Origin of the sequence: Nonomuraea sp. NEAU-A123 (genome assembly GCF_018603905.1) — a bacterium.
Classification (GTDB): Bacteria; Actinomycetota; Actinomycetes; order Streptosporangiales; family Streptosporangiaceae; genus Nonomuraea.
The window spans coordinates 321,898-348,645 of record NZ_JAHFZZ010000007.1; the positions used below are offsets into that span (position 1 = coordinate 321,898).

A 26,748-nucleotide genomic window follows, 5' to 3' on the forward strand; every position below is an offset into this window, starting at 1 on the left:
CGGTCATCACGTCAACTCTGCCCGCACTGCGCGGAGCTCGGCGATCGTCTCTCCAGGACCGAGCGCTCGAGCGCGTAGATCATCGAGCATCAGCCTGTACCGCTCCACTTCGTGCGTCTTCTGCAGGTAGATACCCCCGATTTGTTGCTCTAGATACACCTTGTCGGGATCATCGGGCGCCGGAAACTTCAAGAGGTTGAACGAGCCGTGCATGGCGCTGTGCTCACCGCTCTTGAAGGGAAGGACTTGAAGGGTCACGTTACGGAGTTGGGCAATCTTGATCAGATGCTCGACCTGTTCACGCATGACAGCGGGCCCACCTACGGTGCGCCGGATAACGGCCTCGTTCAGCACAAGCCAGACATTGAGCGGGCTCTTCTCTGTGAGTCGGGCTTGGCGGTTCACTCGAACCTGGACCTGGCTATCGATCTCGACGTCGGAGTCAGGCTCGGGCGCGGTGGACATGATCGATCGCACGTAGCCCTCGGTCTGCAGGATCCCGGGAACGAGTTCCGACTGGTAGCCGAAGACATGTGAGGCAGAAGCCTCCAGCACCACATAGACCTGGAACCACTCCGGAATCGCCCCCGAGTACTGATGCCACCAGTCAGGCTCGCCCGCGAGGCGACCAAGCTCGGCGATCACCTCCGCTTGCTTCTCCTCAGTCCCATAAAGCTTGAGGAGGCGCTTAACATCGCGCTGCAGGACGCGGCTTTTGTCGTTCTCGATCCGATATAGCTTGCTTTCCGCCCAGCCCATCTCTTCGGCTACGGCCTCTTGACTCATTCCCGCATTGTCACGCTGAGTCCGAAGCTCCCTGGCCAGACGCGTACTGGCAACGGTGGGGATGTGCTTGCCTCGCGCCACCCATACGTCCTTTGTCGCAATTAGGCGGAATCGTCCTGCCCGCCAAAGGGAGATAGCCCGAAATCCGCAGAAAGGGCCTTGCATGCCGTATTACGAACACGAACAGCAACGAAGCGGGCAGTTCCTGGGCGAGATCGTGTTGCCGGGAGTGGAGCGTTCGGTGTCGCTTGCTCGTCGGTGTATCGCGGAGATCCTGACGGCCGCAGGGCACGTGGACACCGACGATGTGCGGCTGGTGGTCAGCGAGCTGACCACGAACGCCGTGGCGCACACCGCGTCCGGCCACCCTGGTGGCGTGGTCACCTTGAACATCGCCACCGTCGATGCCGCGACGCTCTGCATCGAGGTGATCGACGAGGGCGCGACGACGGTCCCGGAGGTGCGAGAGGCCGAGGTCGGTGAGTGCGGCGGGCGCGGGTTGTGGCTGGTCGAGGCGTTCGCGACTCGGTGGGGCGTACGAGATGGGGGCTCGGGGCAGCAGGTGGTGTGGGTGGAGATGTCGGCCAAAGACGGAGCTTCGATGGGGACGGTCAGCGAATAACGCCCTTCCAGGTGCCCCGCCATACGCGAATGACCCCGCTGGGCGTGATGGAGACGCGAGCGCCGTACAACGGCAGTGACCCGCTGGCCAGCCAATGGAACCGAATATCGTCGAAGATGTCCCACAACCTGCGAGGCCCCGCCTGATGCACGGTCGGACAGTCCATCCCCTGCGCACTGGCCCGAGCCCACGACCCGTCCTCGTGCAGAAGCCAGGCCGTCCGACGACCATCCTCCCCCTGTTCGTACCGGTCCTCGACCCCCGGGGCCATGACCTCCAGCATTGACCGCAACTCCCACCCGGCTCCGACGTCGACGACGGGATACCGCCCCTGCCCGACGTCCTCGCCGGACTGATCCCGGATCGCCTCGTACATGTCGGCAAGCCCCGACCCGTACGCTCCGCTCCCGGAACGGGTGGGCATGAACATCGCCCAATCACGCTCGATCTGCCCGCGCGCCCAACCGTCGTCGGTCTTGTTCGCCGTAACGATCAGCGAGGTGTTGGCGATGCAGGTGACCAGCCGCCCTCCGGGGCGCAGGGCTTCCAGCCAACTCGCGGGTATCGGCCGTACCGCGACCATCGACACGATCCGGTCGTACCGGCCGGGCAGCGGGCCGTTCCCATCGCAGGTGACGACCTTGGGGTGCAGACCGACGCGATCGAGCCGCTCGGCGGCGGCCTCGGTCAGATAGAGGTCTACGTCGATGCTGGTGACGTGCGCATCGCCCAGCGACCGAGACAGCAGCGCGGCACTGTAGCCCGAGCCCGTAGCCAGGTCGAGCACGTCCGCGCCGTCGTAGATCTCCCCGTGCCGCAGCATACGAACAACCAGACCAGGCAGTGTGGAGCTGGAGGTCGGCCGCCCGGCGAGGACCTGTCCGGGGGTGGCATGATCGGCGTGCACGCCCGCCACCTGCGTGATCAGACTCTCGTCACGGTAGCCCGTCGCCAGCCACTCCTGCTCGTCAGCAAGCCCGTCGCGTAGTTGCCACGTGCCGAACGAGGCGCCAGTTGGGGTATCCCACCACCGGGGAACGAACAGGTGGCGGGGAGTGGTCGTGACGGGCTCGCGCCACCGTGACCCACGCGAAGTCACGCTGGCGGCGAGCCGAGCGGCGTGTTCGTGCCAGGTCACTGATGGAGTCCTCAGGAGTCGGGATCGCAGTACGAAGGATCACATACCTCGGTCTCCGCGGGTGCGCAGTCTGATCCGTCTCCTGTGCCCGGTTTGCACTCGGGATTGCACATGTTAGTGAGGCTACGGGCTGCCGGGATCGTTGAACTGAATCTGGGGAATGCCAAGCGCGACACCCTGATCAATGACCGAAATCCAATCGTCGTTGATCATCGTGCCAGGTGTCCCCGCGGGACCCGAATCGGCGTAGCAGTGGACGCATTGAAGGGCGCACCTGCCGGTCAGCTCAAGTTCTAGGGTGCTTATGATCATCCCGCTATGGGACGTCCCCACGGGATCTGGGTGGGGGTTGCTCATCAGCGATCGACTCCTCTCGAAGCGGCCCGTCGATACGCACACGGTAAGTGAGACCACGCTCCGTGACGGCGCTTTTCGAGAGTTGTCGAACGATCATCTGCAGCGCCCAGGATGCCGAAAGGCCCGCGAACTCCGGGACGAGAACTTCCCGAAGCTCGCGGGCCTGTTGCCGGCGAAAGCTAGCGTCGCACGTGCACCGGTACGCCCTTGCCGAGCAGTCCGGGCAGCTCGACCGCCACGTTCATCGGCATCCGTACGCACCCGTGAGACGCCGGGTACAGCGGCACCGACAGCGCACCGTGGAACGCGATGCCGCCGTTGAAGAAGATCGGGTTGTACAGCTGGCCCAGGTACGACCGGTGCCAGCCCTTCGCGCGCCACGTCGTCTTGAAGTCGCCCGTGGGCGTGCTGGCCGAGCCGCAGAAGCGCTGGGTCTTGCCCTGCCACGTCGCCGTCTCGCAGTAGGGGACGCCGCTGCCGGACGAGATGTGGGTGATCAGCTTCACCTGGCCGCCGACGTACAGGACCATGATCTGCTTGGTCAGGTTGACCTCGGCGCGGGTCGGCCGGCCGTTCTTGACCAGGACCTTGGGGGTCCTGGGGTTCTCCAGCGCGGTCCATGTGCGCTTGGCGATCGTGCTGGTCGGCCTGATGCCGTTGACCTTCTGGAACGCCCATACGGCCGTCAGCGTCGATCCGCCGTACCGGCCGTCTGCCTTGCCCGGACGGTAACCGAGCTCTCTGAGCCGGTTCTGCAGCCACATGACCGCTTCGCCCTTGGCACCCAGCTTGAGCTGTTTCTTCGGCGCGGCGACCGCGCTCGGTCCCGCTGCGGCGCCCGCGGGAGGCGTCGCACTGGGCGAGGCCGCGGTCGGTGTTGTCGTGATGGAAGTGATGGCGGGCGCGGCGGCCAGCCGCACCTGGGTCGCGGACGTGCCGCACCCCGTCAGGAGTACTGCACCAACCGTCAAGAGAGCAGCCACGCCGGGTAGCCGTCGGTCCCCCACCCCGTACCACCTCTCATACCATGAACATTCGAATCAAAGGACCCTACACCACCACCATGTCCAGGTAATGCAATGGTCAATCTGTTTAGAGTGTGCCCATGTCTGAGAAGTTGCCGGCTAACGCCGTTCTGGTGGAAACCGCCCTCCGCGCGCTGGGCGCCAAGGGAGAGATCATCGTCTTGCCGGAAAAAGCGCCCACTGCGGCCACCGCCGCCGCGCAGGTCGGCTGCGAGGTCGGCGCCATCGCCAACAGCCTCATCTTCGACGCGGACGGCGCGCCGCTCCTCGTGCTGACCAGCGGTGCGCACCGCGTCGACGTCGAGTTGATCGCCCGCACGGCGGGGGTTCATAAAGTACGGCGGGCGACGCCGGAGTTCGTCAGGGCGGCGACGGGCCAGCCGATCGGCGGCGTCGCGCCCGTGGGGCATCCGGCCCCGGTGCGGACCCTGGTGGACAACTGGCTGGACAAGCACGAGGTCGTATGGGCGGCGGGCGGGCACCCGCTCACTGTCTTTCCCACCACATTCGATGAGCTGGTGCGGATCACCGGTGGTACCGCCGTCGACGTCGAGTAGTGTGCGACGCGTGATCGAGTTTCGCGGGGCGGGTCAGGCGGAGTTCACCGAACGCCTGGACACGGTGATCGACATCTATATCGCCGCCATGCGCCCGCCCACGGACCAGATCACCGGCCGCAAGGCCATCATGCGAAATCACGGCACATATCCCTATTTCCAGTGCTACTTCGCTGAGTTGCGTGGGGGCCCGGAGACTCCGGACGCGCCTTCGGCCTTCGCCGAGGTTCCGGGCGAGGTTCCGACGCTGAGCGAACGCAGGCGGTGGTTCACCGCCTCGACGCCGGACACCCCACCGAACAGCGGGATGGACGCAGCGCGGGGCGCCGCTGGAACGCGACACCCCGGCGGCGCGACCGGCCCGAAGATCGTCGGCTTCGCCTACGGCTTCCGGGGCGCCCCGGGCCAGTGGTGGCACGACGTCGTGTTCCGCGCGCTGGAGAGCCGCGCGGGCAGGGAGGCCGCCGAAGCCTGGCTGGGCAACGCGTTCGAACTGGCCGAGATCCACATGCACCCCGACTACCAGGGCAAGGGCATCGGCCGGGCCATGATCACCACGCTGTGCGCGGGCCGCCCCGAGCGTTCGGCGGTCCTGTCCACGCACGACCGTCCCACCATGGCCCGCCACCTGTACGCCAGCATGGGCTTCACCGATCTGCTGAGCCCGTTCCTGTTTCCTGGCGGTTACGAGCAGTACGCGATCTTGGGCAGCCGTCTCCCTCTGACCTGATCCATGATCAGGCCGACCGGCCAAGAACAGTCGTGGCTGTTGCCGGGTCGATCGCCAGGCCCGGCAACCGTCATGCCTGCGTGGCCGAATTTAGACAAACTCCAGCGGTCTGCATGCGGACGTCAGCCGGCTGAAAGCGCATTACAGGCGGCCCGCCTATCAATGGTGATGCAAGCCCCTCAACGGGCCCGCACGGTTCACGCCATCACCTAGGAGATCCCGATGAACCGCACCATCCGCAGCCTGCTCGGAGTCACCGCCACCGCCGGCCTTCTCGCCCTGGGCGTCCCAGCCCTCGGCGCCGCCGCGAACGCGTCGACCACATCCACCGCGGGCATCACCAGCGCGACCTTCGACGGTCTCCGGCAGGCCCAGCCCTTCCTGTTCACTTACACCTTCAACGGCCATCTCAAGGTCGCCGGCGGCAATTTCACCGTCAACCGCCGTGTCTACCTGGCCGTCAAGTTCACCACCGGCCGGGTGGCGTTCGCCAAGTGGGAGATCGCTCGGCCGCACCCCATCACCCCCGGCGGGGCCATCTATGTGGAGACGACGATCGCCGCTCCCTGCTCCGGGTTCAAGAACGGCTACGCTCGCGCGTACGACGAGGCCACCAAGACGTGGTCTCCTCAGCTGCCGGTGGAAATCTGCCAGCGGATCGACTGATCCCCTGGAACGACCGGGGCAGCGCGCAGACCACTTAGACGGTCAACAAGGCGCACGTCACGGCGGCCGGCCGGGGAACCTCGTAACCGTTCCCCTGGACAGGCCCCAGCCCCGGTCGGCGGTTGGGGCCCACCGGGCTTAGCCGTACAGAAAACTGCTTTTCATGGGAAAGCCGGCGTCACGCGGACAGCGCCTCCACCACGGACAGCCGCTCGAACACCTCTCGCGTCGCGCTCGACCGGTTGAAGGTGATGAAGTGGATGCCCGGCGCGCCCTCATTGAGCAGCCGCTGGCAGAGCTCCACCCCGTGATCGATCCCCAGCCGCCGCACGGCCGCCGGGTCGTCGGCCACCTCCTCGAAGCGGGCCGCCAGCTCCGCCGGGAACGGCGCCCCCGACAACTGCTCCGACCTGGCGATCGTGCTCATCTGGGTGACTGGCATGATGCACGGGATGATCGGCGTGTCGCAGCCCTGCGCCGCCACCCGGTCGCGCAGCCGCAGGTAGTCGTCCGCCTGGAAGAACATCTGGGTGATCGCGTAGTCGGCCCCGGCCCGGCACTTGCGGACGAAGAAGTCGGTGTCGGACTCGATCGACGGCGAGCGCGGGTGTTTGTACGGGAACGCCGCCACGCCCACGCAGAAGTCGCCCACCTGCCGGATCAGCCGCACGAGCTCCTCGGCGTAGAGGACGCCTTCGGGATGCTGGACCCACTCCCCCGTCGGGTCGCCCGGAGGGTCGCCCCGCACGGCGAGGATGTTGCGCACGCCCGCGTCCGCGAAGCGGCCGATCAGGTGGCGCAGCTCGCGGATCGAGTGGTTGACGGCGGTGAAATGCGCCACAGGAGTGAGCGTGGTGTCGTGGGCCAGCCGTTCGACGATGTCCACCGTGCGGTCACGGCTGGAGCCCCCCGCGCCGTACGTCACGGACACGAACGTCGGCCGCAGCGACTCCAGCTCCCTGATCGCCCGCCACAGCTGCCGCTCCCCCTCGTCGGTCTTCGGCGGGAAGAACTCGAAGGAGAACGACCGTGCACCGGAGGCGAGAAGCTCGCGGACGGTGGGGACACGATCGGGCAGGATGGAGGATCGACCAAGCGCCATGTGAACCAGGCTACCGCCACATGCCCCGTCCCTGGAGATCCGCCTTGGCTGCCCGGCCACTAGTCTCAGTGCTATGACCACTGACGCCGCGAGCCTGGACGCACTGCGTACCGAGGTGGACGCCGCGCTGCGGAAGTTCGTCGAACGGCAGCTGCCCGCCCCCGGCGACACCGAACTCGAACCGCTCCGCTCGGCCGCCGACGACCTGCTGTCCGGCGGCAAGCGGCTGCGCCCGGCCTTCTGCTACTGGGGCTGGCGTGGCGCGGGCGGCACCGACGTGCCCGAGATCTTCACCGCCGCCGCGTCGCTGGAGCTCCTCCAGGCCAGCGCCCTGGTGCACGACGACGTGATGGACAAGAGCGACCTGCGCAGAGGCATGCCGTCCGCGCACCGCCGCTTCGAGGCGATCCATGAGAAGTCGGGCTGGCACGGCTCGGCGGAGCAGTTCGGCGAGGGCGCGGCGATCCTGCTGGGCAACCTGCTGCTGATCTGGTCCGGCGAGATGTGGCGCAGCAGCGGCCTGCCGCCCGAGTCGCTCGCGGCGGCGCAGCCGGTGCACGACCACATGCGTACCGAGCTGATGTGCGGCCAATACCTCGACCTGCTGGAGCAGGCGCACGGCGAGAACACCTTCGAGTCCGCCCTGCGCGTCGCCCTCTACAAGAGCGGCAAATACTCCGTCGAACAACCGCTCCGCCTCGGCCTGGTGCTCGCCGCCGGCGGGCTGGCGCCGTGGATGGACGAGCTCTGTATGGAGTACGGCCGGCGCGTCGGCATCGCGTTCCAGTTGCGCGACGACATCCTGGGCGTGTTCGGCGACCCGGCGCAGACCGGTAAACCGGCGGGCGACGACCTGCGCGAGGGCAAGCGGACGATGCTGGTCGCCAGGACGCTGGCCGCGGCCTCGCCCGGCGACGCCGAGACCGTGCGCGCCCTGCTCGGCGACCCGGGGCTCGACGAGCACGGGGTGAGGGTGCTGCGGGGCATCATCGAGGGCACCGGGGCGCTGCGGGCGTGTGAGGACATGATCGGCGACTACCTCGGCGAGGCACTGACGTTCCTCGGCAAGGCGCCCATCACGCCGGAGGCCCGCGCGGCCCTGTCAAGCCTGGCGGTGGCCGCCACCTCACGCACCACCTGAGCCCCGGCGACCACACCTCGACACGCGGCTTCCTCCTAGGCGGTCCTGCGGGCGAAGTCGGGGGCGTGTTCCGGGCGGGGGCCGAAGCCCACGAACCGGGCGGGAATCATCCGGAGCTTGGGGAAAGCGCGGGTGAGGAAGAGCAGGAACGGGGGCGGCCCGGAACGCTTGCCCGCGAACTGCTTCTCGAACATGACGCGCTGGAGTATCCGCTGGCCGGTCTGGACGATCACGGTGGGGCGATACCTGCGCCGTTGCACGGCCGCCAGGTCGGCAAGGGTGACGGCGTGCCGCCGCAGAGGGCCGGCCAGGATGGTGGCGGTGGCCACGGCATCCTGGATGGCGAGGTTGATGCCCACCCCGCCGGCGGGGGACATGGCGTGCGCGGCGTCGCCGATGAGCAGCAGCCCGTCGAGATACCAGCGCTTGAGCCGGTTGAGCCGCACATCGAGGACGAACACCTCGTCCATGTCGGCCAGGTGCTCCACCGGGCCGGCGAAGTCGGGACGCAGGCGGGCGATGCGCTCGCGGAACCGTTGGATCCCCTCGGCCCGCAGCCGCGCGTCGGAGCCCTTGGCGGTGAAGTAGGCCACCTGGTAGTAGTCGTCACGGGCGAGGGAGATCATGGCCTCGGCACCTTGCGCGACCGGCGTCACGCCGGCGGGCGCTTCCGTGTCGCGAATCGATCGAGGCAGGCGGAACCACCAGACGTCGAACGGCACCCGGAACTCCTTGGGCACCAGCCCCGCCTCCCGGCGCAGCGTGGAGTGCCTGCCGTCGCACCCCACCGTCAGCTCGGCGTGAATCTCCCCTTCATGGCCGTCCGACGTGCGATATCTGACCCCGACGATCTTTTCGCCGTCTCTGACCAGCTCGGTCGCTTCGGTGTTCATGCGAAGGGAGAACCCGGGCTCCTGACCCGCCGCCTTGGCGAGGAAGGAGAGCAGGTCCCATTGGGGCACCATCGCGATGTAGTTGTAGGGCGCGGGCAGCGCTTCGAAGTCGCCCAGGGTCACCAGGCTCCCGTCGGGGGCGGGCAGCGACAGGTTGCCCAGGCGGCTCTGCGGCAGAGCGCGGAAGCCCTCGCCGAGTCCGAGCTCGTCCATGAGGCGGACGGTGGCGGGATGCACGGTGTCTCCCCTGAAGTCGCGCAGGAAGTCGCCGTGCTTCTCCAGTACGGTGACCTCGATCCCCGCGCGGGCCAGCAGCAGGCCCAGCATCACGCCGGCCGGGCCTCCGCCGCATACCAGGACTCCGGTGTTGTCGGTGGTCATGTCAGCCTCTTCTGGCGCAGGCCGTAGTGGGTGAACAGAGCGATGACCGCCAGCCGCAGCGCCACGTTCGCCCAGATCGCGGCGTGGACGCCGCCGGTGAAGGCGTAGGCCTCGACGGCGGCGGTGCAACCGTGGAACACGATCACGGTCCAGGCGACCAGGCGCACCCCGTCCGGTTGGCGGAAGGTTCTGCCCGCGAACGACAGGAACGCCACGGCCAGCTCGGCGGCTCCCAGCAGGTAGCACACCAGATAGGCGTCCTCGGGGATGCGTATGCCGACGGCGCCGGGAACCAGGCCGGGCGCGGCGATGAGCACCACGCCCGCTGCCAAGGTGACCAGGCCGTGGAGGGTCAGCAGGATGCGGAGATTCACCGGTCCGCCACCCCTCGCAGGCGGGTCTGGGCGGACTGCCGGTCGTTGAGGCGCGGGTACGGCTGGTCCGGCACGGGCACGCCCAGGAAGTCGCAGAGCGGCTGCCAGTCCTGCCCGCTCTGGTAGATCAGGACCCGGTCGGCGGGCAGTGCGTCGGTGACCTCGGCCGTGTGGCGCTGGAACACCTCCACGGCGTGGCGCTCCTCGGGCATCGCGTCGTCCAATGTCGTGCCGAACGTGTCGCGCCAGATGTGCTCCAGCAGCGGCCGCATGCCGGTGACCACGGGGTGGAACTCGGGCGGCACCGCGCCGGGGTTGTGCAGCAGCGCGAAGACGGTGTCGCGGAGGCTGGCGTACCAGGCGTGCGGGTCACGAACGGTCATGTGGTGACAGGGGCCGAAGCCGAGCCGCTCTAACGCCGCCTTCAGCGACGTGGTCCCGGTACGCGGCAGTCCCGCGCCGATCACGTTGATCATCCGTGCACCTCCTAATTCATCAGAGGATGAGTCTCTGATGGAGACGATACACAGATAAGGTTCACACCGGAAGCGGTACCATGACACGTCGTGGACCAAGACCTCGTGGCGGCCGCGCTGGCGGCCGCCGAGCAGCACGGCAAAGACGTGGCCGACGTGCCGCTGAGCGCCATCGCCACCGCCGCGGGCATCTCCCGCAGCACTCTGATCAGAAGACTCCGCGGATCACGGGCCCGGCTGGACGAGGCGGTCCGGCAGGCCGGGATCGATCCCGGCGGGCGCCCGCCGGTCCGGGAACGGGCCATCGAGGCCGCGGCCACACTGATCGCCCGCGACGGGCTCGGCGCGGTCACCATGGAGGCCGTCGCGGCCGCCGCGCACTGCTCGCCGACCAGCCTGCACGCGGTCTTCGGCAGCCGCGACGGCCTGCTCGCCACCATGTTCGACCGGTACGTCCCCGTGCCCGACCTGGAGGCGCTGGCCGCCGATCCCCCCGAACGCATCGAGGACATGGTCCACGCCGTCTACGCCGCGCTGGCGGAGGCGTTCGCCCGCGAGCCACGGGTGCTGCCGGCCATCTTCGGCGACCTGCTCACCCGCCCCGACGGCACCGCCGCCCGGATGCTCAAGGCCAACCTGCCCAGAATGTTCGCCAGCCTCGGCACCCTGCTGACCACACAGATCCAAGCCGGCCGGCTACGACCCCTCCCCCTTCCGCTCCTCATCCAGCTCATGATCGGCCCCATGGCAGGGCACATGCTGCTGCGTCCTGTACTACAAGACGGGTTGGGGAACGTCCTGCCCCCGGTTGAAGCGGTCGCGCGGACATTCGCCGAGGCGTTCATACGCGCCACCGCCCCCTGAGCCTGGCGCCGCTCCACCGGCCACCGACGACTCGGATCGTCGTGCGCGCCGCCAGCCCGGACGGCGGCGTCTTCATGCGAGGGTGTCAGGAGCAGGTGGTGGTGGCGGGCTCGCTGTGGAAGCGGTCGGCGGTCCAGGCGACAGGCGGATCACGCGTTGCTACCGCCGGCAGGATGACCTGAAGCGCCGACCTATCGCGAAGCTCGCGCCGAAAGCGACCGCGCTCAAGGAACAGCCCTACATGCCCGACGGGCAACGGACGCGCGGGAGCACCACACGGTCAAAGCACCGCACGCCCGTCAGTTGGCCAGGCGTTTGGCGAACTCCGCTGCCGCGGCGCCCGGGTCGTCGGCGTCCGTGATGGCGCGTACCACCACGACCCGTTCAACCCCGTACGACCGGACCTGGTCGAGGTTGGCCAGGTCGATCCCGCCGATCCCGAACCACGGCCGCCCGCCACCGAGCGACGCCGCGTGCCGGAGCAGCGACGGCCCCGGCGCGTGGCGGCCCGGCTTGGTCGGCGTGGGCCACACGGGGCCGCAGCAGAAGTAGTCGACGCCCTCCTCCACGGCCGCGGCGGACGCCTCGGCGGTGGAGTGGGTGGACCGTCCGATGAAGATGTCGTCGCCGAGTATCTCTCGCGCGACCTTCACCGGAAGATCGTCCTGCCCCAGGTGGAGCACGTCGGGCCGGGCGGCGTACGCGATGTCGGCCCGGTCGTTGACCGCCAGCAGCCTGCCGTGCCGATCGCAGGCGTCGCGGAAGACCTCGAGGAGCGCGAGCTCTTCGCGTGCCTCGAGTCCCTTCTCCCGCAGCTGGACGATGTCCACGCCGGCGGCCAGCACCGCGTCGAGGAAGTCCGCCAGATCACCGCGTTCGCGGCGGCCGTCTGTGCAGAGGTAGAGGCGGGCGTCAGAAAGCGAGGGCTTGGGCACGCCGCTTGACCTCGGTATGGCGACCGGCCCTGATGGCGTCGACGGGCGAGCCAGGCAGGGAGTCGTCGGGGGTGAAGAGCCACCGGAGCGACTCGACATCGTCGTAACCGGAGTCCCGCAGCACCGAGAGGGTGCCAGGCAGGCCCTTCATCACGTCCTTTCCATCAAGGAACACCGCGGGCACTTGTGGCCCGCCACCACCCCGGCGTACACCCAGCAGCTTGCGGTCCTTGAGGAGTTGCTTGGCCCGCCCCAGCGAGAGGTCGAGGCGCGCGGCCACTTCGGGGAGAGTGAGCCACTCGGCAACGAGTTGGTCGGTCTCCCGGTCGATCTGCGCAACAGAAAGCGTCACGAAACCACAACTACCACATGCCGTGCTTGCTCAAACAACACAATCCCGTAGGGAGACGTCGGGATCTACCAGGCATTCGGCGTCGACGCGGTGGCCGCCTTCGATGATTCTGCGGCCCTGTACGAGATCTCGTGGCCGATCCACGGCGAGTACCGCGGCCAGGGTGTCGTCCGAATTGAGCCAGCAGGCCGACCATTTGCCTTCGAGCTCGCCTCGGTAGAGGAGGCGGTCTCCGGCCGGGTGGTGGCCCGCGTACTGGACCATGTGGCCGAACTGCTCGGACCAGAAATAGGGCACCGGGTCGTAAACCGAGTCCCCGCCCAGCAGCGTGGCGGCGGCCACCTCGGGTGAGTTGAGCGCGGCGTCCCAGTGCTCGACCCTGAGCCGGGTCTGGAAGCGGCGCGACCACCAGGCGGCGCAGTCGCCCACCGCCACGACGTTCGGCAGGGAGGTGCGCATGTGCTCGTCGGCGACGACGCCGTTGTCCAGGTCGATGCCGGAGCCGGCCAGCCAGCCGACGGTCGGGCGCACCCCGACGCCGGTGACGACGACGTGCGCCTCGATGAAAGCGCCGTCGGCCAGCGTGATGCCGCCCTCGTCCACGGAGCCGACCAGGGTGTCGAGCCGCAGGTCGATGCCCTCGTACCAGCCCTGGGTGCGGGCGCCGATCTCGGGCCCGACCGCCTGGGCGAGCGGGGTCGGGCCGGCCTCGATCACGGTCACCTCGCAGCCGGCCCGGCGGGCGGCGGTGGCCACCTCGGCGCCGATCCAGCCGGCGCCGATGATCACCACGCGGGCGCCCTTGACGAGCCGGGCGCGCAGCTCCAGCGCGTCGTCCAGGGTGCGTAGCACGTGCTGCTGGCCGTCGCCGGGCAGCGTGATCGGCTCGGCTCCGGTGGCGATGACCAGACCGTCAAAACCGAGCTCGCCCTCGGAGGTATCGACGACGCCAGGGCGCAGCGACTTGGCCGAGACACCCGGCCAGAAGTCCACCTCCAGCACCGCGAGATCGGCGTCGACGAAGCTGGAGTCACTGCTGCCGGTCAGGACCGCCTTCGACAGGGGCGGGCGGTCGTACGGCCGGTGCCGTTCCTGCCCAATGAGGGTGATCCTGCCGTCGAACCCTCTCGCGCGGAGCGCCTCGACACTACGTACGCCGGCCAGACCGGCGCCTGCCACCACGACATGATTCACGTCCAAGACCATAACGGGGGCCGTGCCGGATCGTCGCGCCGAGGCCGTAGGCTGGGGTCGTAAGACGCGCGGGAGTCCGGCCGTTTACCGGGCTGAGAGGAAGGCTGCACCGGGCCTTCGACCGCAAGACACCTGATCCGGATCATGCCGGCGAAGGGAGCGGATGTGGACATCGTCGTAGGCGGCGGGATCGTCGGGCTGTCCATCGCCTGGCGCCTGGCCCGCTCCGGACGGCCGGTCACGGTGGTCGACCCCGCTCCGGCCTCGGGGGCCTCGCACGCGGCGGCAGGCATGCTGGCACCGGTGAGCGAGGTCACGTACACGGAGCAGCCACTGCTCCGGCTGGGCCTCGCCGGACTGCGCCGCTGGCCGTCCTTCGCCTCCGAACTCGCCGCTGACGCCGGCCTTGGGGCTGATACGGGACTCGCCGCCGACATTGGCCGTGGAGTCGGTACGGGACTTCGGGCTGGTACGGGACTTGGGGCCGGTACAGGAGTCGCCGCCGACACCGGCCGCGGGGCCTACACGGAACTCGCCACCGTCACCCGCGTCGACAGACCCGGCGCGGATGGCAACGGGCCCGGTGGGTCGAAGGCTGACGGCAGCGGGCCCGGCGGGTCGGAGGCCGAGGGCAGCGGGCCAGGGGCATCTGAGGAGGCCGTGAGTGGGGTCAGCGACGCGGCGCGGGCCGGGCTGGACTTCCGGGACGATGGGACGCTCGCTGTGGCGTTCGGGGCCGACGATCTGGCGGCGCTCGGGGAGCTGGCCGCGTTCATGGAGAAGTTGGGGCTACCGGTCGAACGGCTGACTGGGCGCGAATGCCGCCGCCTGGAGCCCATGCTGGCGCCCTCCGTCCGTGGCGGCCTGCTGGCCCGGGGTGACGCGTGGGTGGACCCCCGCCGCGTCACCACCGCACTCCTGGCTGCCCTCGAGCGCCTCGGCGTCCCGCTCGTACGGGCTCGCGTGAGCGAACTGCTCCGCGACGGCGACCAGGTCGTAGGCGTACGCCTCGCACCCCCGGACCGGACACCCACCCCGGACCAGGACCTGGCACGACGCACGCCCCGCGCCCACCGGCCCTCGGGCGAGGACCCCGTGCGACCTGCACCTCCGGTCGGTGAGCCCGCCGTAGCGGCGGGCGGCCTCATCCAGACGCACGTGCCCGAGGAAACCCGGGGCGACCAGATCACCCAGGCGGACCTACCCGACGAGATCCGGGGTGAGCGGGTCATCCTGGCGGCCGGGGCGTGGAGTGCTGGGCTGGTCGATGTGCCGGTGCGGCCGGTCAAGGGGCAGATCATGCGGCTGCGTTCGCCCCAGCCGCTGCTTGGCAGGTGCGTGCGCGGGACGGTGCACGGGGCGTCCGTCTACCTGGTGCCTAGGGGTGATGGCGAGCTGGTGGTCGGGGCGACGCAGGAGGAGCTGGGGTTCGACACGAGGGTGACGGCGGGCGGGCTGTACGAGCTGTTGCGGGACGCCCGCGAGCTGGTGCCGGGCGTCACCGAGTTGGAGGTGGCCGACGTGGTGGCGGGGTTGCGACCGGGCACGCCGGACAACGTGCCGCTCATCGGGCCCAGCGGTACGCCGGGACTGGTGCTGGCCACCGGGCATCACCGGGGCGGGGTGCTGCTGGCGCCTCTCACGGCGGCCATTCTGCTGGGCGAGGAAGGCGAGATGGCAGAGCTGTGCTCGCCGCTGAGGTATCGGGATATTTCATGAATGTGACCATCAACGGGGCCGCGCATGAGGTGCCCGACGGCACCACCGTGGCGCAGGCCATACTCACTCTGACGGCGGCCACGACCGGCGTGGCCGTGGCCGTCAACGACGAGGTGGTGACGCGGAGTGCCTGGGAGACGACGGCGCTCGGCGACAGCGACCGCATGGAGGTTCTGACGGCGGTGCAAGGTGGATGATCTGCTGATCGCCGGGGAGAAGTTCTCCTCCCGGCTCATCATGGGCACCGGCGGCGCGCCATCGCTGGAGGTGCTCGACCAGGCGCTGGTCGCGTCCGGCACCGAGCTGACGACCGTCGCCATGCGGCGGCTCGACCCCGGTGCGCCCGGCTCGGTGCTCGACGTACTGCGCGAGCGCGGCATCAAGGTCCTCCCCAACACCGCCGGCTGCTTCACCGCCGGCGAGGCCGTGCTGACCGCCCGGCTGGCCAGGGAGGCGCTCGGCACGAACTGGGTCAAGCTCGAGGTCATCGCCGACGAGCGGACGCTGCTGCCGGATCCGATCGAGACGTTCGACGCGGCGGAGCGGCTGGTGGCCGACGGGTTCGTGGTGCTGCCGTACATCGGGGACGATCCGGCGCTGGCGCGCCGCCTGGAGCTGGCCGGGTGTGCGGCGGTGATGCCGCTCGGCGCGCCGATCGGCTCGGGCCTCGGCATCCGCAACCCGCACAACATCGAGCTCATCGTGGAGGCGGCCTCGGTGCCGGTGATCCTCGACGCGGGCATCGGTACGGCCAGCGACGCCGCCCTGGCCATGGAGCTGGGCTGCGACGCCGTACTCCTGGCCACGGCCGTCACCAGAGCACAGCGGCCGGACCTGATGGCGACGGCCATGAGAGCGGCGGTCCAGGCAGGCCGGCTCGCCCGCCAGGCGGGCCGCATCCCCCGCCGCCGCTACGCGGAGGCCTCCTCCCCGACAGGCCCGTAGCCCGGGGCCACAGACCGCAGGCCCCCAGACCGAGTGGGGGTAGCGGGACGTCGGTGGCTTATGTCCAGTTGCGTACTAAATGGGCGCGTTCAAACGAGCACGGCTCGGCATCGGTTTCGGATGGTCAGGCCTTGCCAGTGGCAAAACGCCCGTAAACTCAGCGGGGTGGACACGACGACTGCGGACCCCCTGGTCGGCCGGCTGCTCGATGGGCGCTATCGCATCGAGTCCCGGATCGCGCGGGGTGGTATGGCGACCGTCTACCTGGCGCTCGACGTCCGGCTTGACCGCACGGTCGCGCTGAAGGTCATGCATCGCTCGCTCGCCGAGGACCCGGCGTTCGTGCGGCGATTCATCGGCGAGGCCAAGTCTGTGGCCAGCCTCTCTCACCCCAACGTGGTGCACGTCTTCGACCAAGGCACCGACACCGACGTGGTCTATCTGTCGATGGAGTACGTCCCCGGCAAGACGCTCCGCGACACCCTGCGCGACCGGGGCAGGCTCCCCGCCCGCGAGGCGCTGGAGATCATGATACCGGTGCTCGCGGCATTGGGCGCGGCCCATCAGGCCGGGATGGTGCACCGCGACGTCAAGCCCGAGAACGTGCTGCTCACCGACGACGGCCGAGTCAAGGTGGTGGACTTCGGCCTGGCGCGGGCGATCGAGGCGACCAACCAGACCCGTACCGGCGTGATGATCGGCACAATCGGCTACATGTCGCCCGAGCAGGTCATGACGGGCGGTGCCGACGTGCGGAGCGACGTCTACGCGGCGGGCATCATGCTGTTCGAGCTGGTGACCGGCCAGCAGCCCTACGACGGCGAGACGCCGATGTCGGTGGCCTACCGCCACGTCCATGACACCGTGCCGCCGCCGTCGTCGGTGGTGCCGGAGGTGCCGCCGCTGATCGACACGCTGGTGAGGCACGCCACGGCGCGCGCCCCCGACGACCGTCCCGCCGACGCGACCGCGATGCTGGTGGCGGCCGTGGACGCGCACCGCATGCTGCCCCGTACGACGACGCCGCCGACGCACACGAGGACGTCCCAGGCGCACTCCATGCCCTACTCGGCACCGGGCTCCCGAACCGGCACCGCGCCGCACTCGATGCCGCAGGCGGCGCCGAACCACACGTTGATCCAGCCGCGCGAGGAGGTCCCCGCGCGGCGCGCCGGTTTCCGGCCCAACTGGTTCCTGGTCGCGCTCGCCGTCGTCATGGTGGTGGCGGTGGCGCTGACGGGCTGGTACTTCTCGCAGGCCACATACGTACCGGTGCCCAACCTGGTCGGCAAGGACCTGGCGGTCGCCGAGAAGCTCGCCGCCGGCAGTGGCTTCAAGGTGAAGACGGCCGCCGGCCAGTACGACGAGAAGATCGGCGAGGGCCTCGTGCTGCGCACCGACCCGGCATGGAACGTCGAGCTCAAGCGCGGCGACTTCCTCACGCTGGTGCCCTCGCTGGGGCCGAAGCGGGTGCTGGTGCCCAACGTCGAGGGCATGTCCGAGCCCGAGGCCCGCACCGCGGTCGCCAAGGTCGGGCTCGACGTCAATCGCGTCAGCCGGCTGGCCAACCAGGAGGTCGAGCGCGGCAAGGTGATCCGCACCTCCCCCGAGGTGGGCGAGAAGGTCAAGGAAGGCTCGAAGGTCAACATCTACATCAGCGCGGGGCTGGTGATGCCCGACGTCGGTGGCATGCCCAAGGACGAGGCGGCCAACTACCTCCAGACCCAGGGCTTCAATGTGCAGGTCAACGAGGTCGACGACGACGCCGAGCCGTGCACGGTGATCGCGCAGGCGCCGAAGGCCAAGTCCGAGGTCGACAAGGGCGCACAGGCCATGATCACGGTGGCCCGGTGCCAGACCGACTTCTGGGACTGGTTCAAGGGGGACAACGAGGCGCGTGACGACCAGGAGTTCCAGCTCGTCCCGTCGGTGGTGGGGAAGAACACCAACGACGCCCGGAACGAGTTACGGGGGCTCGGCTTCAAGGTGCAGGTCCGCAAGCTCTCGAACGATGGAGTCGTCCGGTTCCAGCGCCCGGCGGGCAACAGCGAGCGCCCGCCCGGCGCGGTGGTCGTCCTCTGGCAGTGACCTCGCCTGCCGGTCAGGCGAGGTTGCCGTGGAGCCGGACCCTTGCCAGCCCTCCGTCGGGGTAGATGTCGACGCGCACCCGCGTGACCGGCTCGTCGCCCTCCAGACGGAACCGGTGCGGGGTGTCGGGCTGCAACCGCGTCCTGGCCAGCAGCCCGACCTCACGGTCACCGTCGTACCCGGTCAGTGACACCCATCCGGGCGCGTTGAACAGCAGATTCGTGGTGTCGATCTCGGCGAGCCGGATGAGGCCCCGCGCGGCGAGCCGGATGACCAGCCACTCGTTCCCCTCCTCGCGCCGCCGCGCGGTCTCCCAGCCCTCCACCTGGTGGCGGGCCAGCCCGGGGGCCAGGACGTTGTCGGGAGCCGAGTAGAACTCGTTGGAGCAGGCGACGACCCGGCCCCCGTTCGCCAGGGCGGCCAGGTCGAGGCTGAGCCCGTAATACAGGGACAGATCCGGCCGGACCTCACCGTGCACGCGCAGCCGCGCGATGCCGCCGTCGGGGTACATGTTCAGCCGGACGTGCGTGTAACGGGAGTCGTCGGTTACCTCGAAAGCGTGCTCGGCGTCGCCTTTGAGGTCGCTCCTGGGCACGATCTCCACCCACGCGGCGTCGGCGAGCTCGGCGGGCGACGGGTAACCGTCTACGGCCACCGCCTCGATCGACGCGTGGGGCGGGTAGTTGCCCTTGAACCAGGCCGTGTCGATCACCACGCCGCGGACGACACCCGGCAGGCCGAGCCGGACGATCGCCCAGTCGTGGCCGGGCTCGCGGCGACGGCGGGTCTCCCAGCCGTCGTAGACCTGGCCCTTGTTGCCGAACGTCTCGGCCTGGAAGCCGGGCCGTCCCGGCCGGATCAGGCTCTCCTTCTCGGCGAACGACTCGTCGCTGGCGGCGACGACCGACCCGCCGAGGGTACGGAGCGCGAGGTCGGGCAGCGAGGTGAAGCTGGGCATCTACTGCTCTCCAAACAGGAAGGTTCCGTGCGGTACGCCGTCGGCGGGCCGGCCGCGGAGCCAGGTGGTGAGGACGGCGCCCTTGAGGAGGTGGCCGTGGTACGGCGTCACCGGGTTCTTGTGGTGCAGCCGGGCCGCGTCGACCGCGTTGACGCCGGTGGGATCGAAAGCCACCAGATCAGCGTCATTGCCCACCTTTATCGCGCCTTTTCCAGAAATATGGGCCATTGCCGCTGGTTGGGTGGACATCCAGCGCACCACGTCCGCCAGCCCATGACCGCGACGCGACGCCTCGGTCCACACGGCCGGCAGGCCGAGCTGGAGCGAGGCGATGCCGCCCCAGGCCGCCGCGAACGAGGGCACCTTGAGGTCGGCCGGAGAGGGCGAGTGGTCGGAGACGACGCAGCTCAGCACGCCGCTCGCCAGCCCCTCCCAGAGCCGGTCGCGGTTGGCGGCGGAGCGGATCGGCGGGCAGCACTTGTAGGCGGTGTCGCCTTCGGGCACCTGTTCGGCGGCCAGCGTCAGGTAGTGGGGACAGGTCTCGGCCGTGACGCGTACCCCTTCGGCCTGGGCGGCGGCCAGCGGCTCCAGGCAGTCGGCGCTGGAGACGTGCAGGATGTGCACCCTGGCGCCGGTCTCCCTGGCCAGCCGGATCACCTGCTCGACCGCGCTGCGCTCGGCCGCGCCCGGCCGGGAGTCCACGAACTCCCGGTACGTCGGGCCCACCGGCTCGGCGAGCAGCGCCGGGTCTTCGGCGTGTACGACCATGAGGCCGTCGAACCCGGCGAGCTCCGCGAGCGCCGACCGTACCTCCGAAGGACTCAACGGCGGGAACTCGTCCACACCCGACGGCGACAGGAAGCACTTGAAGCCGTAGACACCGCGGTCGTGCAGCGGACGCAGGTCCTTGACGTTGCCGGGGATCGCCCCGCCCCAGAAGCCGACGTCCACGTGGCACTGCCCGGCGGCGGCGCGCAGCTTGGCGTCGAGCGCGTCCACCGTGACGGTGGGCGGGAGCGAGTTGAGCGGCATGTCCACGATCGTGGTGACCCCGCCCGCCGCGGCCGCCCTGGTCGCCGACGCGAACCCTTCCCAATGGGTGCGGCCCGGCTCGTTGACGTGCACGTGGGTGTCGACCAGGCCGGGCAGCAGCGCGAGGTCGCGCAGGTCGATGTCCTCGGCCGCCCCGAGCGCGTCGCCGTAGTCGCCGATCGCGACGATCCGGCCGTCGCGAACGGCCACCGAAGCGGCCCGCTCGCCGTCGGAGGTGACGGTCCTGCGCGAGCGGACCACGAGGTCGTAGCCGGTCATGTGCGCCCCTTCCTGGTCAAAGGTCCTGGCCGGTCACAGGCGGTCGGCGGCGAGCTTGGCGGCCAGGCGTTCGAGGAGCGCGCCGGCGTCGGCCATGCAGCGGACCGGGTCGGGCTCCAGATCGGTGAGCGCGTAGGCGGCCTCGATGCCGGCCGCCTGGAGCTCGGCGTCGGACAGGGTACGGCGGCCGCAGACGGCGACCACCGGCACCCCTGCCCGGGCGGCCGCCTGGGCGACGCCGATCGGGGCCTTGCCACGCAGCGACTGCTCGTCCAGCGAACCCTCACCGGTGACCACCAGACGAGCACCCTTGATCTGCTCCCCGAACCCGAGCAGGTCGAGCAGGTAGTCGATGCCCGGCCGCACCTCGGCGTGCAGGAACGCCAGCGCGGCGAACCCCACGCCGCCCGCGGCTCCCGCGCCGGGCGCCCCGGCGACGCCCATCGGGCGGGGCACGTCGTCGTGCTCGACGGCGCCCGCGAGACCGTGCGTACGCGTGGCGACGGCGGCCAGGCGGGCGAGCGCGCGCTCCAGGACCGGCACGTCCTCCAGGGTCGCGCCCTTCTGGGGACCGTAAACCGCCGCGGCGCCGTGCGGGCCGAGGAGCGGGTTGTCGACGTCGCTGGCCACCACCACCTCGACGCCCGACATATCCGTGAAGCCGGTGATGTCGATGCGGTCGAGCCTGCTCAGGGCCGCTCCGCCGTACTCCAGCTCGTCGCCCTGAGCGTCGAGGAAGCGCGCGCCGAGCGCCTGCGCCAGGCCCGCGCCCCCGTCGGTGCAGGCGCTGCCGCCCAGGCCCAGGACGACGCGCTTGGCGCCCTGGCGGATCGCGTCGGCGACGAGCTCGCCGGTGCCGTAGCTCGTGGCGGTGAGCGGCTCGTGGTCGCCGGGCAGGCGGCGCAGCCCGGACGCCTCAGCCAGCTCGACGACGGCCGTGTCGTCGCGCCGCGCGTACGAGGCCTGGACCGGCTCGCCCGTCGGCCCGGTGACCTGGCGGGAGACCCGGGTGAAGCCGCAGGCCACGACGGCGTCCACGGTGCCGTCGCCCCCGTCGGCGACGGGCAGCTCGATCGCCGGGACGCCGAGCCCCGCCGACACGTGGGCCGCCACCTCGGCGGCGGTCAGCGACCCCTTGAACTTGTCGGGGGCAACGAGCACATGCTCAACCACTAAGGACTCCCACACGGTGACGAACGGCGAACGGTCGCGCCTCCCGGGAGGCGCGACGATTCATCATCACATCCCGGCAGGCGGCGACTCGAACTGGCGTCGGGCTCAGTCGTCTAGGCTCCGCCCTATACGTGTTGAGAGGGGACGGCGTGCGGATCTCGGTGGCGCAGCGGCGCGCCAGGCTGGGCGTGCGGCATCGGCTCGCGCGGCGGACCGCGAGCGTGGCGGAGGCGGCGGCGTCCGTGGTGGCGCTGCACGGTACGGACCCGGCGACGGTGTTCCTGTCCGCGGGCGCGCGGCTGGAGTCGCCGGGCCCGGAGCCGGTCGAGCGTGCCCTGTACGAGGACCGGACGCTGGTGCGGATGACCGGGATGCGGCGCACGGTGTTCGCGGTGCCGGTGGAGCTGGTGCCGGTCGTCCACCACTCCTCGGCGCTGGCGGTCGCCAAGCAGGAGCGCAAGAAGCTGCTGAGGTTCCTGGCCGAGGGCGGCGGCTGGGACGAGGCGTGGGTCGGCGAGGTCGAGGCGTCGGTGCTGCGCCTGCTGGCGGAGTCGGGCGAGGCCACGGCGGCCGAACTGGGGGCACTGGAACCACGGCTGCGCCAGCAGGTGAGGGTGGCGGTGGGCAAACCGTACGAGGCTACGCAGGGCGTCTCCACCCGGCTGCTCGGGCTGATGGCGATGGAAGGCCGGCTGGTACGTCGTGGCCGCCCGTCGGGCACGTGGATCAGCGGGCAGGTCCGGTGGGGTGTGGCGCCGGAGATGGCCGAGCTCACGGTGCAGGAGGCGCAGGCGGAGCTGGTACGGCGGTGGCTGGCGGCGTTCGGGCCCGGTACGGAGGGCGACGTGAAGTGGTGGACCGGTTGGACGCTCGGAGACGTGCGCCGGGCGCTGGGCTCGATCGGTGCGGTGACGGTGGAGCTGGACGAGGGCGTCGGGTACGTCCTGCCCGACGACCTCGATCCCGTCCCGGCGCCGCCTCCATGGGCCGCCCTGCTGCCGGCGCTGGACCCGACCCCGATGGGCTGGCAGGGACGTGATTGGTATCTGCCGCAGGCGCACCGGTCCGAGCTGTTCGACCGCAGCGGCAACGTGGGGCCGACCGTGTGGTGGGACGGCGAGGTGGTGGGCGGCTGGGCACAGCGTGGCGACGGCGAGATCGTCTGGCGCCTGCTGTCGGACGTGGGCGCGGACGCCAGGTCCTCGATCGAGACCGAGGTGATGGGCCTGGCCTCATGGCTGGCCGGTGTCAAGGTCACTCCCCGCTTCCGCACCCCGCTGGAACGCGAACTCTCGGCTTGATCCCGGCCGCTTCAGGCGCAGGACCTGGTCGTCGTTACGCGTGGACCTCCTTTGCGGCGGTGATGCCGCGTTCCTCGGCCAGCCGGGTCAGGCGGCGGTGGGCCTCCGCGCCCGCGCGGCCGGCGGCGTCGTGGGCGACGGTCCGGAGCTCGTCGTCCTCGACGACCGTCTCGCCGCCGATCAGCAGGCGGGCCAGCGGCGGTTGCCGGGTGGCGAAGACCAGGCGGCAGACCGGGTCGGTCACCGCCGCGGCGAACGGTTCGTCCAGCCGCCACAGCGCGATGTCCGCGAGTTTGCCGGCTTCGAGCGTGCCCAGTTCGTCCTGGCGGCCGAGGTTGCGTGCTCCGCCGAGTGTGGCCAGTTCGAGCGCCTGCCTGGCCGTCAGCGCGCCGGGGCCGTGCACGGCGCGCTGGAACAGCAGGGCCTGGCGCATTTCGCCGGACAGTGTGGTCAGCTCCGAGGAGGCGCTGCCGTCGACGCCGAGGCCGACGTTCGCGCCGCGGCGCAGCATCTCCGACACCCGGGCGATTCCGGCGCCGAGCCGCCCGTTCGACGAGGGGCAGTGCGCGGAGCCGGTGCCGGTGGCGGCGAACTTGCCGATGTCGGAGTCGCTGAGGTGCACGGCGTGCGCGAACCACACGTCGGGGCCGAGCCAGCCGAGCTTCTCCATGTACTCGACGGGCCGCATGCCGAACTGCTCGCGGCAGTGCTCCTCCTCGTCCAGCGTCTCGGCCAGGTGGGTGTGCAGGCGTACTCCCCGGTCCCGGGCGAGGGCGGCGGCCTCGGTCATCAGCTCGCCGCTGACCGAGAACGGCGAGCAGGGCGCCACCGCGATCCGCAGCTTCGAGGAGAACGACGGGTCGTGGTAGGTGTCGACGGCCTCGGCGGTGGCGGCCAGGATCTCGTCGAGCTGCTCGACGACGACGTCCGGGGGCAGACCGCCCTGCGACTCGCCCCGGTCCATGGAGCCGCGTGCCGGGTGGAAGCGGATGCCCAGCTCGCGCGCCGCCTCGATCTCGGCGGCGAACAGGTCGCCGCGACCCTTCGGGAAGACGTAGTGGTGGTCGCTGGAGGTGGTGCAGCCGGACAGGGCCAGGTGGCCGAGTCCCGCGCTCGCGGCGCCCCTGACGACCTCGGCGTCCATGGCGGCCCACACCGGGTAGAGAGCCGTCAGCCACTCGAACAGCGTCGCGTCCTGGGCCAGGCCCTGCGAGGCCCACTGGTAGAGGTGGTGGTGGGTGTTCACCAGGCCGGGCGTGGCCAGGCAGCCGGTGCCGTCGATCCGGGTGGCCGCCGGAGTGGCGGGCGCCTCGGCCATCGGGCCGACGCCGGTGATCCGATCACCCTCGATCCGGATATATCCGGCTCGGATCTCGGGCCCTGCGACGGGCGCGATGTAGACGTTGTCGATCTGCACCGACTGCTCAGGGCCGGGCTGCGTTGGAGGTGTCACCTGGTCGCCGCCTTTCGGTCGGCCGCCAGCCGTACCGCGTCCAAGATCTTCTCGTAGCCGGTGCAGCGGCACAGGTTGCCCGCGAGGGCCTCGCGGATCTCCGCGTCGGACGGCCGGTCGACGCGCTCGAGCAGGTCGTGCGTCTGCACGATCAGGCCGGGCGTGCAGAAGCCGCACTGCACGGCGCCGCTCTCGACGAACGCCTCCTGCACCGGGTCGAGCCGGTCGCCGTCGGCCAGGCCCTCGACGGTGCGTACCTGGCGGCCCTCGGCCTGACCGGCGGCGACCAGGCAGGCGCAGACCGGAGTGCCGTCGAGATAGACCGTGCACGATCCGCATTCGCCCTGTTCACAGGCGTTCTTGGAGCCGGGCAGGCCGACCCGCTCGCGCAGCACGTACAGGAGGCTCTCGCCCTCCCACACGTCGTCGGCGCACTCCTCGCGGCCGTTGACGGTGAAGGTGACGCGCATCAGGCGGCCCTCTTTCCTCGGTAGTCGTTCCAGGCCCAGGTCAACGTGCGGCGGGCCATCACGCCGATGGCGTGCCTGCGGTAGGCGGCGGTGCCGCGCACGTCGTCGATCGGCGAGGCGGCCTGGGCGCACAGCTCGCCGAACCGCTCCAGCACGGCGGGGTCGAGCCTGGCGCCCCAGTCGAGTTCGCGGCGCAGGAACTCCTCGGCCGCGAGCGCCCTGCGCGGCGTGGGCGCGGCCGAACCGAGGCCGGTGCCGACCCGGCCCTCGCCGGGATGCAGCGCCACCGCGAACGAGCACACCGCTATGACCATGGCGTTGCGGGTGCCGACCTTGGAGAAGTACTGGGGTCCCGCGGCGGGTTCGAGGTGGACGGCCCTGATCAGCTCGTCCGGCTCCAGCGCGGACCGCTTGACGCCCAGGTAGAACTCGTGCGCGGGGATCATCCTGACACCGCGGTCACGCGACTCCACCTCGATCACCGCTCCGGCGGCGAGCAGCGGCGGGTGGCTGTCACCGGCGGGCGAGGCCGCGCCGAGGTTCCCGCCGACCGAGCCGCGGTTGCGGATCTGCGGCGAGCCGACCGTCCGCGACGCCTGCGCCAGGCCCGGCAGCGGGCCGCCGAGTTCCTCGATGATCGTGGTGTACGGCACGGCGGCCCCCACCCGGTAGCGGCCGTCCTCCAGGGACCAGGCCTGGAGCTCGGCCACCCGGGTCAGGTCCAGCAACGCCACCGGCCGGCGCACGTCGAAGTTGATCTCCACCATCACGTCGGTGCCGCCCTGGATGGGCACCGCCTCGGGCTGGTCCGCCTTGGCGGCCAGCGCCTCGTCCCATGTCGTGGGGCGCAAGAATTCCATCGCTCTACTCCCAGGCGAATGCGGCGTCGGGGGCGTCCTCGCGGAGTACGCCGCCCTCGATCAGGCCATAGGGGCGGTCGGCCGCGAAGTAGACCTCGTTGTCGTTGTCCAGGCCGAACGGCGACAGGTCCACCAGGAAGTGGTGCTTGTTCGGCATCGCGAACCTGATCTCGCAGACCTCGCCACGGGTGTCAAGTACCCGTTTTCCCATCGCGTACAGCGTCTGCTGCAGCGACAGGCTGTGGGTGTCGGCGAACGCCTCCAGCAGGCAGCGCCGTACCTCCTCGTAGGACTTGCCGTACGCGGACCCTTCGGCGGTGTGGCGCCAGCGGGCGGCGACGGCGGTGGCGAGGACGCGGTCGGTGGTCGGCGGGAGCGTGGTGTACTCGTCCTGGATGTAGCCGTGGAACTCCGAGGCCGTCGAGTTGAGCACGACCAGGTCCTTCAGGCCGGAGACCACGGTGGTGCGGCCGTCCCGGTCGTGGTGGACGACGCAGGTGCGCACCTCGCCGCCTTTGCGGGCGAAGGAGTGCGGCCGGTCGCCGGAGATCCGCTCCCAGGCGTACTCCTCGATCTCCACCCTGGCGTGGTGGATCGGCGGCTGCGACTCGACGAAGTGGCGGGCCAGCAGCAGCGCGAAGTCCTCGATCTGGTCGACGCCGTGCTTCTTGGCGAAGGCGTAGACGGTGTTCTTCTGCGAGTCGGTCGGCAGGACGGTGGCGTTGTCGCCGGTCAGGTGGACGGCCTCCATGTCGCCGGAGAGCGAGGAGCTGACGTTGACGTCCTTGAGGTGGTGAACCTCGCCCTCCCGGACGACGCGGACGAGCCTGGTCTCCGCCTTGCCGTAGCGGTTGGGGCCCAGGATGACGTCGGGCAC

General features: G+C 70.2%; 28 protein-coding genes, 1 pseudogene and 1 riboswitch. Of the genes and pseudogenes, 12 read left to right on the forward strand and 17 right to left on the reverse strand.

The window, feature by feature from the left end; genetic code table 11:
* Nucleotides 1–6: 6 nt before the first annotated feature.
* On the reverse strand, nt 7–951 hold the full coding sequence (locus tag KLK06_RS23620) for a helix-turn-helix transcriptional regulator (protein WP_284735094.1): 945 nt from the start codon (nt 949–951) through the stop codon (nt 7–9).
* Between KLK06_RS23620 and KLK06_RS23625 the strand changes: the two genes are divergently transcribed.
* The gene (locus KLK06_RS23625; protein ID WP_214637743.1) at nt 950–1,408 is read left to right on the forward strand and encodes an ATP-binding protein; all 459 of its coding nucleotides are present in this window, start codon (nt 950–952) and stop codon (nt 1,406–1,408) included. The genes KLK06_RS23620 and KLK06_RS23625 overlap by 2 nt on opposite strands.
* On the opposite strand, the gene KLK06_RS23630 is transcribed toward KLK06_RS23625, so the two are convergent.
* Both KLK06_RS23630 and KLK06_RS23635 read right to left on the reverse strand, forming a co-directional pair.
* On the reverse strand, nt 1,398–2,546 hold the full coding sequence (locus KLK06_RS23630) for a methyltransferase domain-containing protein (protein WP_214637744.1): 1,149 nt from the start codon (nt 2,544–2,546) through the stop codon (nt 1,398–1,400). The genes KLK06_RS23625 and KLK06_RS23630 overlap by 11 nt on opposite strands.
* A 536-nt stretch (nt 2,547–3,082) precedes the next feature.
* Nucleotides 3,083–3,874 carry a L,D-transpeptidase family protein gene (locus tag KLK06_RS23635; protein WP_250905886.1) on the reverse strand — a complete coding sequence of 264 codons (792 nt, stop codon included), beginning with the start codon at nt 3,872–3,874 and terminating at the stop codon, nt 3,083–3,085.
* Nucleotides 3,875–4,008: 134 nt separating this feature from the next.
* Here KLK06_RS23635 and KLK06_RS23640 point away from each other — a divergent pair, with 134 nt between their 5' ends.
* From KLK06_RS23640 to KLK06_RS23650, 3 genes are all read left to right on the forward strand, one after another.
* Nucleotides 4,009–4,485 (forward strand): YbaK/EbsC family protein, encoded by a 477-nt coding sequence (locus KLK06_RS23640; protein WP_214637746.1) that lies wholly within the window; start codon nt 4,009–4,011, stop codon nt 4,483–4,485.
* A 10-nt stretch (nt 4,486–4,495) separates the two neighbouring features.
* Nucleotides 4,496–5,215 carry a GNAT family N-acetyltransferase gene (locus KLK06_RS23645; RefSeq protein ID WP_308168408.1) on the forward strand — a complete coding sequence of 240 codons (720 nt, stop codon included), beginning with the start codon at nt 4,496–4,498 and terminating at the stop codon, nt 5,213–5,215.
* 222 nt (nt 5,216–5,437) lie between these two features.
* On the forward strand, nt 5,438–5,881 hold the full coding sequence (locus KLK06_RS23650) for a hypothetical protein (RefSeq protein ID WP_214637747.1): 444 nt from the start codon (nt 5,438–5,440) through the stop codon (nt 5,879–5,881).
* Nucleotides 5,882–6,059: 178 nt separating this feature from the next.
* Here the strand turns inward: KLK06_RS23650 and metF are convergent, their stop codons facing one another.
* Nucleotides 6,060–6,983, reverse strand: a complete 924-nt coding sequence (gene metF / locus KLK06_RS23655) for a methylenetetrahydrofolate reductase [NAD(P)H] (protein ID WP_214637748.1) — start codon at nt 6,981–6,983, stop codon at nt 6,060–6,062.
* A 73-nt stretch (nt 6,984–7,056) separates the two neighbouring features.
* Here metF and KLK06_RS23660 point away from each other — a divergent pair, with 73 nt between their 5' ends.
* Nucleotides 7,057–8,124 carry a polyprenyl synthetase family protein gene (locus KLK06_RS23660; protein WP_214637749.1) on the forward strand — a complete coding sequence of 356 codons (1,068 nt, stop codon included), beginning with the start codon at nt 7,057–7,059 and terminating at the stop codon, nt 8,122–8,124.
* Between the two features lie 35 nt (nt 8,125–8,159).
* Here KLK06_RS23660 and KLK06_RS23665 read toward each other — a convergent pair whose 3' ends face one another.
* The 3 genes from KLK06_RS23665 to KLK06_RS23675 are packed head-to-tail and all read right to left on the reverse strand — an operon-like array spanning nt 8,160 to nt 10,248.
* The gene (locus KLK06_RS23665) at nt 8,160–9,398 is read right to left on the reverse strand and encodes an FAD-dependent oxidoreductase (protein ID WP_214637750.1); all 1,239 of its coding nucleotides are present in this window, start codon (nt 9,396–9,398) and stop codon (nt 8,160–8,162) included.
* A complete protein-coding gene (locus KLK06_RS23670; protein WP_214637751.1) occupies nt 9,395–9,772 on the reverse strand; it encodes a hypothetical protein in 378 nt (125 codons plus the stop codon). Before KLK06_RS23670 ends, KLK06_RS23665 begins: the two co-directional genes overlap by 4 nt.
* Nucleotides 9,769–10,248, reverse strand: coding sequence for a sulfotransferase family protein (locus tag KLK06_RS23675; RefSeq protein WP_214637752.1), 480 nt, complete (start codon nt 10,246–10,248; stop codon nt 9,769–9,771). Before KLK06_RS23675 ends, KLK06_RS23670 begins: the two co-directional genes overlap by 4 nt.
* A gap of 90 nt (nt 10,249–10,338) precedes the next feature.
* On the opposite strand from KLK06_RS23675, the gene KLK06_RS23680 reads away from it, so the two are divergent.
* The gene (locus KLK06_RS23680) at nt 10,339–11,112 is read left to right on the forward strand and encodes a TetR/AcrR family transcriptional regulator (RefSeq protein ID WP_308168409.1); all 774 of its coding nucleotides are present in this window, start codon (nt 10,339–10,341) and stop codon (nt 11,110–11,112) included.
* A 299-nt stretch (nt 11,113–11,411) separates the two neighbouring features.
* Here the strand turns inward: KLK06_RS23680 and thiE are convergent, their stop codons facing one another.
* The 3 genes from thiE to KLK06_RS23695 are packed head-to-tail and all read right to left on the reverse strand — an operon-like array spanning nt 11,412 to nt 13,593.
* Nucleotides 11,412–12,047 carry a thiamine phosphate synthase gene (gene thiE, locus KLK06_RS23685; RefSeq protein WP_214637753.1) on the reverse strand — a complete coding sequence of 212 codons (636 nt, stop codon included), beginning with the start codon at nt 12,045–12,047 and terminating at the stop codon, nt 11,412–11,414.
* Entirely contained in the window at nt 12,025–12,399 is a 375-nt protein-coding gene (locus KLK06_RS23690) for an Rv2175c family DNA-binding protein (RefSeq protein WP_214637754.1), read from the reverse strand. The genes thiE and KLK06_RS23690 overlap by 23 nt, the downstream gene beginning before the upstream one ends.
* Nucleotides 12,400–12,429: 30 nt before the next feature.
* Nucleotides 12,430–13,593 carry an FAD-dependent oxidoreductase gene (locus KLK06_RS23695; RefSeq protein ID WP_308168410.1) on the reverse strand — a complete coding sequence of 388 codons (1,164 nt, stop codon included), beginning with the start codon at nt 13,591–13,593 and terminating at the stop codon, nt 12,430–12,432.
* 58 nt (nt 13,594–13,651) lie between these two features.
* A riboswitch (TPP riboswitch) is annotated at nt 13,652–13,769 on the forward strand.
* On the opposite strand from KLK06_RS23695, the pseudogene KLK06_RS61565 reads away from it, so the two are divergent.
* The 5 genes and pseudogenes from KLK06_RS61565 to pknB all read left to right on the forward strand — a co-directional run.
* Nucleotides 13,738–13,986: pseudogene (locus tag KLK06_RS61565) on the forward strand (FAD-dependent oxidoreductase); the annotation flags it as partial. Its footprint overlaps the riboswitch before it by 32 nt.
* A 267-nt stretch (nt 13,987–14,253) precedes the next feature.
* Nucleotides 14,254–15,312, forward strand: a complete 1,059-nt coding sequence (locus tag KLK06_RS60070; protein WP_308168432.1) for an FAD-dependent oxidoreductase — start codon at nt 14,254–14,256, stop codon at nt 15,310–15,312.
* Nucleotides 15,309–15,509 carry a sulfur carrier protein ThiS gene (gene thiS, locus KLK06_RS23715; protein WP_214637756.1) on the forward strand — a complete coding sequence of 67 codons (201 nt, stop codon included), beginning with the start codon at nt 15,309–15,311 and terminating at the stop codon, nt 15,507–15,509. The genes KLK06_RS60070 and thiS overlap by 4 nt, the downstream gene beginning before the upstream one ends.
* Complete coding sequence (locus tag KLK06_RS23720; protein ID WP_214637757.1) at nt 15,502–16,257, forward strand: thiazole synthase; 756 nt, start codon at nt 15,502–15,504, stop codon at nt 16,255–16,257. The genes thiS and KLK06_RS23720 overlap by 8 nt, the downstream gene beginning before the upstream one ends.
* Nucleotides 16,258–16,422: 165 nt before the next feature.
* Entirely contained in the window at nt 16,423–18,345 is a 1,923-nt protein-coding gene (pknB, locus tag KLK06_RS23725; RefSeq protein ID WP_214637758.1) for a Stk1 family PASTA domain-containing Ser/Thr kinase, read from the forward strand.
* A gap of 13 nt (nt 18,346–18,358) precedes the next feature.
* On the opposite strand, the gene alc is transcribed toward pknB, so the two are convergent.
* Genes alc through KLK06_RS23740 form a run of 3 tightly spaced genes read right to left on the reverse strand, consistent with a single transcriptional unit; the run spans nt 18,359 to nt 21,787 of the window.
* Nucleotides 18,359–19,303, reverse strand: a complete 945-nt coding sequence (gene alc / locus KLK06_RS23730) for an allantoicase (RefSeq protein WP_214637759.1) — start codon at nt 19,301–19,303, stop codon at nt 18,359–18,361.
* Nucleotides 19,304–20,614, reverse strand: coding sequence for an allantoinase AllB (allB, locus tag KLK06_RS23735; RefSeq protein ID WP_214637760.1), 1,311 nt, complete (start codon nt 20,612–20,614; stop codon nt 19,304–19,306).
* A gap of 33 nt (nt 20,615–20,647) precedes the next feature.
* Complete coding sequence (locus KLK06_RS23740; RefSeq protein ID WP_308168411.1) at nt 20,648–21,787, reverse strand: glycerate kinase; 1,140 nt, start codon at nt 21,785–21,787, stop codon at nt 20,648–20,650.
* A 149-nt stretch (nt 21,788–21,936) separates the two neighbouring features.
* Between KLK06_RS23740 and KLK06_RS23745 the strand changes: the two genes are divergently transcribed.
* On the forward strand, nt 21,937–23,088 hold the full coding sequence (locus tag KLK06_RS23745) for a winged helix DNA-binding domain-containing protein (RefSeq protein WP_308168412.1): 1,152 nt from the start codon (nt 21,937–21,939) through the stop codon (nt 23,086–23,088).
* Between the two features lie 34 nt (nt 23,089–23,122).
* Here KLK06_RS23745 and KLK06_RS23750 read toward each other — a convergent pair whose 3' ends face one another.
* Genes KLK06_RS23750 through pucL form a run of 4 tightly spaced genes read right to left on the reverse strand, consistent with a single transcriptional unit; the run spans nt 23,123 to nt 26,748 of the window.
* Nucleotides 23,123–24,541, reverse strand: a complete 1,419-nt coding sequence (locus tag KLK06_RS23750; RefSeq protein WP_374197144.1) for an 8-oxoguanine deaminase — start codon at nt 24,539–24,541, stop codon at nt 23,123–23,125.
* Complete coding sequence (locus KLK06_RS23755) at nt 24,538–25,011, reverse strand: (2Fe-2S)-binding protein (RefSeq protein WP_214637761.1); 474 nt, start codon at nt 25,009–25,011, stop codon at nt 24,538–24,540. Before KLK06_RS23755 ends, KLK06_RS23750 begins: the two co-directional genes overlap by 4 nt.
* Nucleotides 25,011–25,871, reverse strand: coding sequence for a xanthine dehydrogenase family protein subunit M (locus tag KLK06_RS23760; protein ID WP_214637762.1), 861 nt, complete (start codon nt 25,869–25,871; stop codon nt 25,011–25,013). The genes KLK06_RS23755 and KLK06_RS23760 overlap by 1 nt, the downstream gene beginning before the upstream one ends.
* 4 nt (nt 25,872–25,875) lie before the next feature.
* A complete protein-coding gene (pucL, locus tag KLK06_RS23765) occupies nt 25,876–26,748 on the reverse strand; it encodes a factor-independent urate hydroxylase (RefSeq protein WP_214637763.1) in 873 nt (290 codons plus the stop codon).